Raw genomic sequence first — 15,054 nt, forward strand, 5'->3', positions numbered from 1 at the left:
CCTAAAATAGAGTCTCTAACCTCTTTATCCCCTACTCTAATGATATTCCAATCAGTTGGGTCCAAACCTATTCCATATTCGAGGACATATTCCTTAAAATGGGAATCCTTCGCAGTTCCAATTATTGTGATTTCGTCACTCACCATTGTAGAATCAAGAGGTGATATTATCATCGCAAGAGGCGGCGTATTATCCAGTTCATAATACCTGGAATTAAACGACTCAAGATTTAAAACATTATCCCGAGCACGATAATCAACTTTATAACTCCCATCTTCGCCAGTAATCGTGAACATAACGCTATCTCCTTCCATTGTCGCTGTTAGCTGTGAGCTGCCAGCTGAAAGCTCTGTAATTATGTATTCCACTTCCTTCACTCCTGAGGCAACATCACTTGATATTGGGTCTATAGCAGTTAATATAAGAGGAGTCCTGGAAGTTATTAATGTTCTACCTAAGCTGTCAGCTGGAAGCTCAAAACTCGGCTCCCCAGAAATAAGCTTAGAAATCGGTGGAGTATTATCAACAGCAAAGTAAAAAGATTTCATTTCCTCTTCATTCCCTAAATTATCAATGCTCCTATAATAAAGAATATGCATTCCTTCGCCAACCTTAGAAAAATCAAACGTCACTTCCTTATCGTATGAAACCCATCCAAGATCATCAATCTGATAATCAGAACTCTTCACCCCAGAACCCTCTCCATCTGTAACAAGAAGAGTAATTGGTGTTAAAGAAGTCAAATAAATTAATCCAAGAGAATCACCACCTAAATAATGAGGCTCTCCAATATCCAAACTCGTAACAGGAGCAGTGTTATCAAGATAAAAAGTTGTATCTTTTACATCCTCTACATTATTAACATTATCAATCGAACGATAGTAAATCTTATGTAAGCCATCCAAATCTATAACACTAAATCCCGAATCATAATCCTTAAATGGCTCATTATCAATATAATATTCAATCCTATTTAAACCAGAAGAAACTCCGTTTATTTCCGGATCTAAAGAAATTATCTCTACTTTTGTCTCCGAATTAATAAAAATTGGTGAACCAGTGATTGAATAATAAGGCTCACCAACCTTAAGAGTGCTAAAAGGCACAGTATTATCAAGCTTTAAAGAATCCTCTTTTATCTTCTCCGCATTTTCAACGTGGTCTTTTCCATAATACTCAATTTTATAAACACCATCCTCACCAGAAATAGAAAACTCCGCCATATTTCTTTCAACCTCTTCCCACGACCCTTCATTTATCCTATAATAAATCTCCCAAATCCCAGAAGCAACACCCAAAGAGATAGGATCAAAAGAGGATATAACTATAGGAGTTTTGGAACTAATGAATAAAGAATCAAATTGAGGCTCTCCTAAAGTTCTCTTACTAATTGGAGGAGTATTATCAACCCTTATCTCTTTTATCTTAACAACTTCTCTATTCCCGGCCCTATCAATAGAATAATACTCAACAAAATGAATCCCTTCGCCTTCAACTTTGAATTCAATGTGGTCACCGGCAGGCGGATAGCGGTTAGCAATCCATATCCCTCCATCTATCCTGTAATACAAGCTATCAACTCCAGAGATGTCATCAGTTGCCTCAAAACTTAAGGGGGTAGCAGAGGTGATGTATTGCGGTTCGCCAGAAGCGGCAAGCGGATAGCGGGGGAGGCCGATGTGCAGGGTGGTAATAGGTGGCTCACAATCAAAAGCAACAACAGTATCCTTTGGAGATTCGGCATTACCGAGATTATCCACGGAGTAATAAGAAATCACATATCTATAATGTGGTGGAGTGTATGGGATATTAAAACTACCAAGAGCTTCTGTCCATGGTTGTAAAACATCTCCCGAAATAGTAGAAACAGCATAGAAAAAACTCGCAATCCCGCATGTATCAAGAGCCTCAATCCAAATAGGAGTCTCTGGTGAAATGTAAAGAATCCCATTAAACAACTTTTTCGGCTCCCCAAAAACAAGATAAGACAGTGGTGGAGTATTATCCATCGTCAATTTTCTGGATTTTATTTCTTCTCTATTTCCTAATTTATCAACCGAATAATACTCAATTATATGAGTTCCTTCTTCAACCAAATTAAATTCTACACCAGTGTAGACATTCCACGTATTATCATCTATACGGTAATAAGTTGTATCCACACCACACCCTACATCGTCCGTTTTCAGAGAGAGCGCGGTCTTGGAGGAGATGTAAAGCTGTGAGCTATCAGCTGGCTCGTAGCTAGGGGTTCCGGGGATGAGGGTGGTAACCGGTGGTGTATTATCCACAAATAATTCCGTTGACTTGACTTCTTCTCTATTCCCGGCTCTATCTACCGAATAGTACTCAATAACATGGATTCCTTCGTCTCTTACTTTAAACTCTCCACCAGCATATACGTTCCACAAATTATCGTCAATACGATAATATGTGGAATCTACTCCCGATGTTACATTATTTTTCTCTACATCCTCTCCAGTTATTGAGAGGGGAGTTGTAGAGGTAATGTAAAGCGGAGAGCCCTCAACAAGTAGATAGTGAGGTGGACCAATGTGCAGAGTGGTTATCGGTTCCGTATTATCGATTTTAAGCCTTACTTCAACTGGATTTAAATCACCTGTTGAAGTATTCCAGTTGTTTCCTCCCTTATCCTCAGCTCTTATTGTTAGAATATATTCTCCGTCTTCAACGTTTTCGCTCTCCCATGAGCCTTCATATACTCCGTTAATCGAATCTCCTTCAACCCTTATAATCTCATTATATGATAGACCGTCTATTCTGTATTCAACCTTTTTAACCCCACTGACATCATCCATAACCCTCGCCTTTACTTCCACGTTCTTCGAATAATATTCATCTTCAACAGGAGATATTGTTTCCGTTATAAGAGGTGCAGTAACATCCAGTATTCTTATATTATCTATCCCTACCCCTATCTTTTCACCCCTTGCCTCCACAACAAATGAAACAAGATAATCCTTTGTAGCATAATACTTCCCACTTTCCATCCTTAAAGTGTCCAGGTAAGTTGAATCTATCTTTATTGAAATAGAGGTTTTTACTGTATCTTTTTCTTCTTTTGTGACCGGGTCTATAACATTTGTTATTCCGTAGCCAATGATATCTATATTGCCTGTATTCTTCACCCATCTTGCGACATCGAAATACTCCCCCCACTCGATGCTTTCCTGAATTACATTTATTCCTCCCATAAGAACAACAGATTCTGATAAAGTAATCCAGAGAGAGTCTAGAGAAAGAATAGAACCATCAGCGTTATTTATAAGAATACCCTTTATTTTGTATTCACCAGGAACTCTTGATTCTGTATTCCAGAAATCCTTTCTATTTACAATTTCATCCAGCGAAAGTCCGAATAAATGTGAATACCTTTTCAGAGTATCATTATCAGGTGAAATAACGATAATTTTAAGGGTCACTTCATTGAATAGACAATTCGGAGAATTGTTTTTCGCAATTGAATTTATCTCAACATTCTCATAGGATTTGTAGGATGATTTATTTGTAAATAAAGAAAGACTTGTGGAAATTTCAGGAATTATTTCGAAATCATCTTCGTCTTTAGCTCTGAGCCTTTCCCCTTCATTCGCTTCTCCAAGAACAGTATAAGTTCCCCAGAAGGTTCTCTGGGTATTCCAGTAAATTATAGTATCTTTTATCGCATGTGGTTCTAAAGTTATATTAAATGTCGAAATTAACTCATCTTTCTCTTTGACCTTTAAATTAACCATTAAATCTTTAGTGCTTTCTCCATTATTCTCTATTCTTGTTATTACTCTAACACTATCATAAGCGCCATATTCTTCCTTATCAGTTGTAACTGAGAGAATAATAGGTGAAGGACCAATAATTATGGTTTTACTCATTGTGTTATTGTCTTCAGATAATTCTTCTATTAAGTTAGAAGGGTCGGCATATAATTCTATTTCGTGAGTGCCGGACCATCCATAAGTATCCCATTCTATTTCTACAGGAACAGTCTCTCCGGTTTTAAGGCTATCATTGATAATCTCACTTCCTATTAGGCTTCCATCCGAATAGAAGTTGACCCTGAAATTAGAAATAGAAATACCTGAGTTCTCGACAACACCTGTTATTCTTACTATATCTCCTTCCTTTGGTTCTGGGGGCAAGAACTCTATGTCTCTTATCCCTAAATCAGGTAAACTCGGGAGTGTTATCTCCACAGTGGTCATCAAACGGTTATTGTTCTCATTTGATTCTTTTACACTATCTTCAGCGTCAACCCACGCCCAGATGGTATTAGTGCCGGGATAACCTTTCGACCACCATTTGATCTCTATCGAAGTATTCTCTCCCGGATTTAAAGCCTGAACAGAACCCTCATCAATAAGTTCTCCATTCTCAGGCATTCTAAGGAAGAACTTTATCTTATTCTCCTTAGCAGGAAGTGAACCTTGATTTAGAATATCTGCTCCTACCTGTATTGTGTCTCCTTCTATAGCACTCTTGGGGAAAGGTGTTAAACTTGTTATAAGCAAGTCAGGATAAGAAACAATTATAATTCTGCGTTGAGTAACAAATTCATTCCCTGCCTTATCATAAGTCTTAAGCCTCAAAGTATAAATTCCTGCTGGAAATCCAGTAATATCAAGAGAACCGAGAACGCCATCAATAATTACTATTACCCCTTCCGAGATTAAATCCCAATTTACTGGATTCTCGCCTTTTCCGTATTCAAGAACGAAATGCTCAAAATTAATAGCTTTTCCTTCCCAGTTGGAATCTGTAACAGTACCTATTATATTTAAAACAGAAATATCTGTAGTGATAGTGTCCCATTCGGAAGGATAGAGAATTATCCCTTTAGGTGGTATATTATCTATCTCAACAGTATCTTTTACCGAAAAACCATGATTACTCTCTATTATATACGGATATATCCCACTCCCAATGAACCTTCCATCCCAGCTTTCCTTGTGAAAACCACTCTTCCTATTAAAAGGACCAAGGGTAGTTATATTGTTTCCAAAAATATCCAAAATATAAATGGTTATATCTGAATTCCCAGAAAGTACATACCTAATATACGTTGTATCTTTAATCCCAGGGCTTGCTTCTGGAGAAAATGGATCAGGAAATGCTCCTTCTGAAGAAAGATTAAATTCAACAATATCAACCGAAGCCCAATCAATATCGCTCATTCTCTTTGTATCTTCAACTTTAAGACCTATTTTCCCTTTAAATGGTTTATTCCATATCCATTCACCCTTCTTTCCAAAGAAGTCATCAAAATCTCCATCACCATCAATTTCCCACTTATACGAGAGGATAGAATCGCCTACCAGAGTATCTGGGTCATAAGAAAAAGAACCATCAAGTAAGACTGGAGAATTTATAAATCCTTCATAAGGACCTCCTGCATTCGCACGAGGAGGATGATTCCCAAGAGTCACAAAAACTATACACACATCAATGTCTGATTTTGGAGGAACGTTATCATCCCACACTCTAAGTGTAACATAGTATTTTCCTGTATCAGCCCACATATATGTTGCCTCGACACCTGTTGAGTCGAAAATACCATCATTATTAAAGTCCCATTCGTATTTCACTATGGTTCTTGCAGTATCTTTGTGATAGGACCCAGAACCATTGAAATGAACAATATCTCTTGGTGCAACAATCTGGTCAGGTCCTGCGTCTGCTACAGGCGGTTTACCTATCACGAACGGAGTTAAAATAAGAGTTGCCCAAGCTGTGGAGAGCACCTCATTTGAATAGGTACTCCGAGGATGGGACCCATCTTTCCTTTGCGCTGAAAGTAAATAATCTGAATATTCTTCATACCAATTATGCCCTCCAATATATTCAATCGGTGGGTTTGCAATCCTACATCCTTTCATCACTGTATACATTGCGTAGTAATTACCAAAGTTACCATTTTCCCCAGTTTTATTCCAATTTTTATCAAGATAATCTATAGCTTTTTTAATACATATCGTATCAGATGAGAGCCCACAGTATGAATATCCACAAATTCCTGCACCTGTTCTTGCTATATTTCCGTTATCTGGCCCAGTATATCCAAATCCGCCGTCTTCAAGTTGGGAATATTCGAGCCAGACCATTAATTCATCCTTCACCCAAGGCGGAGCATAAATTCCCCATTCTCTTTCTGCAGATTCAAGAGCAAGAACTGGCCATTGGGTTACGGAATTGTCTGCTTCCTTATTAGGAGAATACCTCCAACCCCCTCTGTACCTTCCACTTGCGGAATCAGTTTGCCCAAATGCAAGATAATCCACAGCATCTACGATTAACTCTCGCCAGGTGACTTCACTTTCATTAGGTCCATAAGGACCGGCAATATCCTCCGGGTTATGAGCTCCAATAAATCCCATCATTGCAATTGGGTGTTGGTAACCCCAGTCTATATTACAAATATTTAATCCTAAACCATCCCGATCAGAATCAGGATTTCCCCTATATTGTTCAGAAATAGCTTCATACTTCATCCCTTTAAGAATCCAATCTTCTGCCTTTTTCAAATATTCAGCATATATTTCTTTATCGAAATCTCCATTAGATGTATACCCACTATTCGCAAAAGCAAGTATTGCAATACCAGTAGGTCCAACACTATCATAATCCCCATATCTCCAATAGCCTTCTTTATCTTGAGACAAGTATAAATATCTAAGCCCATCCTCCACTGCTGCCCCAATTTTCGTTTCCTTTGTTTCGGGTAGGACATGGATTACAGTTGTATCACTATCCCAATTCCCTTCCTCATCTTTTATTGTAAGAACTGCCTTATAATCTTTCCAAACACCTGTATAAGTATGCTTTTTGAAAATGAATTTAGAGTTACTTACCAAACCTTCCGCAATAGGAGAACCGTCTCCAAAATCCCAAGTGTAAAATAGTGTGTCAGAATAAAAAGGTTTAAAAAGAAGTGATTTCTGAGAAGGAGGAAATTTAGAATAAACTGCAGCATTTTCTCCATTTTCATTTATTCCTACTATAGCTGTAAAAGGTCCTTTAAGACCATTATAATTAAATCTAATATTCCCATTCTCATATATAACTGCCTGAAAATTATTAGCATCTTCCCTATCAAGAGTATTATAAGAAACTCCTAACCAAGTAATAACTACTTTCTTATAAGTAGAATCCAAAACCTCTTTGTAAAAAACCTTGCCATTTTTGGGACTCTTGTTATATTTTGCCCAAAGGGGAGCAACTGCCCATTTCGCTCTATCGGAAGGGAAAGAATCCCATACATATATCAAATTCTCATTCCCAACTAAAAAATCAAGAACACCATTTGATACTAAATCAAATCTTGTAAATGTAGTATCAAAAAGCGAAAATTTAAATGGCAACGTTACTGTCTTTAACCAATACTTTTCCTCACTATTTACTGCATAATTAAGAAATTTCCCATAATCTCCTTCCAAATAAAATCTCTCCTTTTTTATAGAATACCTTATTGGCTCATATAGAATTGAAAGCCCCTTATAGGGGGAACTCACATACTTCGTAAAAGTTATTCCATCCCCATAATTTACCCCAATATCAAATTTATAGTCGCTGTATTTTTCAAAATCTTTACAATTCATCATTATCCTTCCTGAAGAATAAAATACTATCTGGAAAGTATAAAGGTCCTGTTCTTTAGGAACATTATCTGAATTTGTAGCATACGCAGTGGTTACAACAAAAATAGTATCTTTATCTCCCTTCTTTTCAAATTTGTATATCCCCCCTCCTTTCCTATAAGTTTTCATCCCGTAATACTGAAGCACAGGATGACAGATATAACCTCCATAACTAAGGTGAAAATTTGGTATTTCAGGAAGACCATCATACCAATTCTTATTAACAATTGAATTAAAGTAAAAGAAACCATTAGTTACAACGTTAACTGTATCCCAGTTCCTATCATAGAAATCAAATTTAAAAGGTAATCCAAGTTTCGCCAAGCCTTTCTCGTAATTCCACTTTGAGATTTCAACATAATCTCCATAAGCAATCCATCTGAATTCTCTATCAATAAAACTATAAGTAGAACTATTTGGTTTAAAAGTGATTGTTAAACCATCCGTAATAGGATAAGTCTTAAAATCTACCTTCACTCCATTTATTCCATCCCCTTTGTTAAGACCAACACGGGGGATCAAAGTCCCCGGTTGTGATGTGAACTTGTAATTAAATAGTATTTCTCCTGACTCTTTTATCACAAGTTGAAAAGTATATTTTTCAGGCTTAACTCTTGATAAACTATCCCATGTAATCACACATTTTTTACCATTTATATCCTCAGTATCATTTATCCAAACTGGTCTTTTGTAACTTACACTGAGATTACACCCAAAAGGAGAAATTACATAATCGGGATGGTCGTGCGGGAAATCTTCCTGTGGATAACTTTTATGATGCCACCAACTTGAATTGTTACCAGCCCAGAAGTCCACCCAACCATTTGTGCTTATATAAAGTGTATCAAAAGTGCTATCGTAAAAAGGAAATGAAAATTCTAATTTATGTTTTGTATAATTGTCGTCTCCATAAAGACCAGAGCTTTTGCCATAATCGCTTTCCCATTCAAAAGATTTTCTATACATAGTGTAAGAAACTCCTTTTGGGAACTCTATAGACCTCTCGCTTATTGGATGAACTGGATAAAGAGTCCCATCAACACCATCTCCTTTATTAATCCCTACAAGAGGCGAATCCGAAGAAAGAGTATTGATGCTGTAATAACTAAATCTTACCTCGTTCTTCTCAGTTAGAACAAGTTGGAAAGTGTATGAGTTTTCAGGATGACCTTTTAAATGAGCATTTACCCAGCTTATTATAAAAACATCCCAGCTATTTTTCTTATCACTTTCATCTGAGACTTTTGTTGAAAGGTAGTAAACTCCTCCATCATCTTCAAAATAAAGGTCTTCAAGATAAGGAGCTAAAACATATTTGAAAGAAACTGAAGGGAAAGAATCACAGGAACTCAAAGTATAATCATTTTCATCCGAAAAACCCACATAACCATTTGTGCTTATATATACTTCGTTGAAAGTGGAACCATAAAGTTCAAAAGGAAATGGAAGGGAAACTTTTACCCATTCATCATCTCCTGAAAGACCTGTATTTCTTCCAAAATCCATCTCCCAGTGAGGTTCAACAATTTCCTTATCATAATCCCTTTCCAACAAAGAAAGAGAAGTTTTACTTGTAGGTTTGCCCTCATAAGTCCTTCCTTCAACCCCATCCCCAAGATTTACACCGATTGTAGCATTTATTGTTGTATCTATCTTTTCATAATTAAATCTTATATTTCCGTATTTATCAAGAGAAATCTGAAATATAAATTCCACATCTGGATTGTTTTTCGGGGAAACATTTACCCAGCTTATAATGAATTTATCACCAGAATACCAATAGTAAATTCCACTACTATCATTCATTACCAAATCGGTCCAGAAAGGTGCAATTACATATTTATCCTCAGTATTTGGGAAACCGGAAGCATTGCTTTTACTATAATTATTCTCCGAAGAAAAACCAATAAAGCCATTTGTGCTAATATAAACTTCTAGAAATGTAGAATCATAAAACTCAAATTCAAAAGGAAGATTCACTAAAGTATAATTATCATCTCCAGATAAACCAGTATTAGTTCCAAAATTTACCTCCCATTGCTCCTCTTTTTCTATCAGGAAGTAATTCTTCTCTCTCCAATTAGGATCATACACATTGCCCCAAACATATATTTCCCTACCTGGCCAAGTCGGATACTCGGGCATCACATTCACCCTTGGTGGATAACTACCAACAATAGGTCCTTCATTACTACTCAGTGGTCCTATCTCTTCTTTCGCAAGGTTCCCTTTTATATCTTTCGCTTCAAATCTATAGTTAGCTTCAAGAGTTAAAGGAAGTTTTGTTAAATAAGAATATTCCTTTCCATCTCTATAATCATTATCGGAAAGGTCCACAGGGAACATTGAGAAAGAGCCTTCTTTCATTCCTCCGACTACATTATTGTAAAATCCATCTCCATCCAAATCAACCCAAACTTTTGGATAACCATCCATAGGAGGGTCATTATCAATATCTGTATAAACAATTCTATATTCAAAAATCTCATTTGTATCTCCAGTATTAGGATTAACACCATCGGTTATAAAACCATTTTCTTTTGACCAAGAAATAATAGGTAATCTATTTCCAATCCATATTCCTCTTCCGGCGGTATTATTTTCTTTACTTGTTTCCATAATCAAATTATCAGGGTCTATCACAACAAAGATACTGTGAGGGCCACCTCTATTAGAGCTCCAAGTAATCCTTGCCTTTCCAGAACCAAATGGAAAAATTTTAGATATAACATTACTACCAATCAGGGTTCCTCCTCCATTAGGATTCCCATCATAAAAATCAACTTTAACCAAATTTGCTGGGATATCTGAGATATTATGAATCTCCGCATTTATTTCCACAGATTCACTAATCTCTGGATTTATTGGAAAAAAAGTAATATCAAGTGAATCAAGAGTAAGTTCTGTTATCTCAGGAAAGGTGACATATACTTCTTTATAAGCTTTATTGTTACGGTCGTTTTTTTCTACGATTTCATCATATGGGTCAGCCTTTGCATATATTCTTATTAACCCAAAAGTGTCAGGAACCCAATTTAATTTAACTTGAGCACTGTCTTTTCCCATTAACTTCAATATATGAGAAAAACCAATAATATTCTCTTCAGTTGCTTCCTTCTTGTAAAAATTGACTCTTATTGTCTCATTAATCGATTTACTACCCCTATTATGAACCCAAACTAAAATATTTATTGTGTCTAAGAGGGTAGGATATTCAGGAAAAAGCACTATATCCTTACTTTTAATCTCAAGGTCCGGTTCAGAAGGCTTAACTTTAATACTTGCATGAGCTATATTATTTAATTTGGTAATCTCTTCTATCCGATTCTCCGGGTCTATTACAACCCATATGTCATTATAACCCTCTTTGCCGATTGTCCCCCAATTTATATCAACTTTTTTGGAACCCCCAGGAAGAACAAAGTTTATAAAAACAGACCCAATTTGTTTTGCTCCTAAATTTGGATTCCCTTCATAAAAACTAACAGTTATTCCCTGTGCGCCTCCCTCTCCAATATTACGAATTACGGCTGAAATTTTTACCGAATCCCCCTCTTCAGGTGAAGTGGGAGTAAATGTGATATCGTTATTATTTACGGCAAGGTCTGGCGGAAATCCTGTAACATTGAATGAACGGGTTGCCGTGTTATTTGTCTCGTTCGATTCCAAAATTATATTATCAGGGTCTGCCAAAACATATAAAGTATGATTTCCCTGGGGAAGCATTGTCAAAAATCTCCCACTTACAAATTGCCCACCGCCTATAACAGGAAAATCAAAATTTACAAGGAGGAGCCCTCCATTTTGAGGGTCTCCATCGTAAACCGCAGTTTTTACATTCTTCACACTCATCTCTCCAGTATTATAAACAGAAAAATTAACCTGAATAGTATCTTTCTCTGTAGGTCTTATAGGTTCTATCTTTATATCCTGGGGATAAACGACTAAATCAGCTGGGGTAAATACATTTAAATGATAAACATATTCATTATCTCCCTCATTCCCTTCCCTTATTTTGTTCTCCCAATCCACAGTTCCTTTAATCTCATATCTTCCAGAAGGCAAATTATAAGAGAAATCTACTATTGTTGAATCACCGGGAAGAAGACTATCGATTACTCCTTCCCAGAGAAGAAGAGTATCAAGAATAAATTTAACCTTAAACCCATCCGCCTTTTCCATCCCAATGTTCTTAATAACCGCAGAAAGAGTAAAAACCTGCCCATCACCTATAGTGGAAGGATCTGTCCAGGCAGAAGAAATCACAAGATTTGGACTCATTGTAGAAAGTGCCAAAATCGCAAGAGCAGTCTCATAAGCATTATTGTTCCAACTCCCCTCACTATCCTGAGCAGAAAGGAGGAAGTTTTTTGTTTTTTCTATTGCTGTGAGCCGTGAGCTGTCAGCTGTAACCGGATGTTGCAGGGCCATCAAGGAAAGGGCGCTCTCATATATTGAAGTTGTATCCTTCCCAAAACTACCATTTGTGTTCTGTTGACTAAGAAGCCAGGAGATTCCATTTCTGATTTGGGTGCTTAAATCATATATACCATGGAATCTTTCCAGAGAAATGAGAGTTAATGCGGTAATATAAACAGATGAACTATCATTTATATCACACCAATAATTGTCTTTTTGTTTGTTTACGATGTAATAAATAATTCTCCCAATCCTATCATAATCAGAATAATTAGTCGCATTTAAAGCACGAAGAAGAAGCGAAACATCAAGAGGATAACTCCCATAGAAACGCAAAGCACCAAAACCTCCATCCTGATTCTGGAAAGTTAGAATAGTATCAATTAGTCCCGTCGTATCCGGGAAAAAAGGAGTTACAACTTCCAGATACCTTGAAATGTGGTCTAAGGAAGGAAGAGAAAAAGACATGAACCTCTTAAGACCAATATCAAAAATCGAATCTTCTCCATTCAGAATAAGAGCTCTTAAGACCTCTGATGTGGAAAGAAAATTATTGTATTCTTCTCCCCATGTGGAATCTGGATTTTGATTGAGTTTTAACCACTCAATCCCCTTGTTAATGGCATCATCAACTGGAGATGCGATTAAAGTTATACAAATGAATATACAGATTAAAATCTTTCTAAACATAATACCTCCTCATTTTTTAATTTGTTTTTTTCCAAAGTAAATATTTAATTTTTATTTTCAGGGAATACATCTTTACAGAAACAAAATCCCACATCTTTCCAATGCCTTTATTGGGCACCACAAGTATTGAAGGGCCTATCCAACGTTCTTCTAACCGGCTTATATCAAAATTTTCTAAAATAGTATCTGCGTAAGTATATTTCAATTGGCATGAAAAGGTGTTAGGAGCAACACACCTTAAGAGGGAATACCTCACTTTTATACTTTCTGGAGCTGCAGAATTAATTCTAAGAAAGAAAACTTCTTTATATTCTCCTTTTATCTTTAATCGCTGAAACCCTACTCTCTTGTCCAAAACTATTGCATTATCTCTTAAAAAGGGAGGCCAACCGTAATAGTCGTAAATAAATTCTATATAATCCTTCGGAATGTTTTCTTTATCCACAACACCTTCCAAGTCTAACCCAAACTTCCAGGTGGTAGGAATAAATAAAAGATAAATATGGCCTTTCTTAGAGGCTCTCAAATGTTCCTCGATTTCTTCCGCTCCAAAATAATAAATTACATCCAAATAAGAACCTGAGCTAAAAATGTAGCCATCATGACATAATTTATAACAATTCCAAGGATTCTTAGTAATATTATATTCTTTTGCAAGAGAACAACGTTCTTTAATATAACCTCCATATTTCCAGTTCCCCAAATGGATACCTTCAAGATAAAAATTATTTGGAGAACTTTCTCTAAAAAGAAATAAAAATAAACTATCTCGTAGCGGGAAATAAAATCTTTTTATTTCAAAAGGTTTTATAAGAAAACTCTCCTTTTTCTCAAGAAACAAAGAGATACTATCTGTTACCATATAAAAATAATCTGTAGGGAGTCTATTAGCTATATAATAACCCCAAATTCCATTTTGTTTTTTCTTACTCCAATTATAAACTTCAACAACATATTTACTATGTCCATTTTCTTCAATCCACGGGAAACTCTTTAACTTGGCAACATCTGTAACTGACGGAAGTACCGGGAACATCCCCCCATGATAACCACAAACCTTTGAAAGGAGTTCTCCTAATTCAGAAATAGTATCTGGAATCTCTGGAAATGGAGAAGACATTTGAAAAATAAAAATCACCACTAACCATTGCATAATTATACTCCTTTTTACCTCTTAAATATATTTTGTACACCCATTTTTATTCCCTTCATTTATCTTTCTCTTCATTTCCTTTAAGTCTTAATTTTGAATCCCCCACATATGTAAAACGAGCCCAAACTGCCCCAATACATCTATTCCTACAATCCTTTTTAATCTGTTCCTTCGCTAAATTTAAAGATTCCTTCAAGTTCATTCCTACCGCAAAACCAGCATACATAATAGCTGCGCTCCTCTCATTTTCAAAATCATGGAGCCCACTCCATCCCACTGAAGCTCTCGCGGGAAAAGCACTTGCAACTCCTATACTATAGCAAGCATCAATATGCACAAGACCACATGGAGGTATACCCAAATCTGGAATTTCATCTTTCCGTAGACTAACCTTATGCCCAGTCTTATAGTTCTTGTATATTAATAATTCATCAGGACGACCATCACTGTTATAATAGAAAACTTCTAAACTTATATTTTTACTTTTAAGGGCCTCTATTAAACATTCCTTACTTGTAGGAGTAAAGGGCTGAATAACATTATAACCTATTGCTGAAAGATAATGTGTAATATAAACTATCTGTATCATCATTTCCTCTCCAAATTGATGCCCTTGATTATATCCCAATATAGCAGCTTTCTTAACAAAGGTCTTTTTTGCTCTAACAGTTACGCCTACCCCAGCTAATTTATACTCTGTTGCAGTACTCCCCCCGTTAAATCCACCAGAAATCAAATACGAACCTGAACCTGTAGTTGGGTCCGTCAGTATATATCCAACTCCTCGCCAGTCCTCAAGAGTAACTGAAGATTCCGATACCTTGGCAATAAGCCCTCTATTCACAGCATTCATTATATCTACTTTAGCATCCTCTGGAATATTTAAGTTTGGAAGTATATTATCAATATTTGATTTATCTATATCATAAATCGGAATCCCATTAAGCGAGGCTATCTGAAGAGCTTTAACTGCTGAAACCGAAGGTAAATCCATCCAATGCTCAAATATAAAATGCTCAAGATATGAACTCTCATACCCAGTTATTTTTGTATACTTAATTTCCTTCGTTTTATCTCCATAAATAGAAAAAACTTTCTCAAGATTTCTATCAGCATCAATAAACATTCTACTTAAAGAAACTT

The 15,054-nt window shown here is 36.2% G+C and carries 3 protein-coding genes; all 3 read right to left on the reverse strand.

The window, feature by feature from the left end; translation table 11 throughout:
- A partial coding sequence (locus ABIN61_08550) for a CARDB domain-containing protein (GenBank protein ID MEO0294250.1) occupies positions 1-12,758 on the reverse strand: 12,758 nt, incomplete at its 3' end.
- Positions 12,759-12,774: 16 nt separating this feature from the next.
- Positions 12,775-13,911: a hypothetical protein gene (locus ABIN61_08555; GenBank protein MEO0294251.1), complete on the reverse strand. Its 1,137-nt coding sequence runs from the start codon at positions 13,909-13,911 to the stop codon at positions 12,775-12,777.
- A gap of 55 nt (positions 13,912-13,966) precedes the next feature.
- Positions 13,967-15,054, reverse strand: a 1,088-nt coding sequence (locus tag ABIN61_08560; GenBank protein ID MEO0294252.1) for a hypothetical protein, incomplete at its 5' end; no start/stop codon positions are given.

Source organism: candidate division WOR-3 bacterium, assembly GCA_039804165.1.
Taxonomy (GTDB): Bacteria; Hydrothermota; UBA3072; order UBA3072; family UBA3072; genus JAFGHJ01.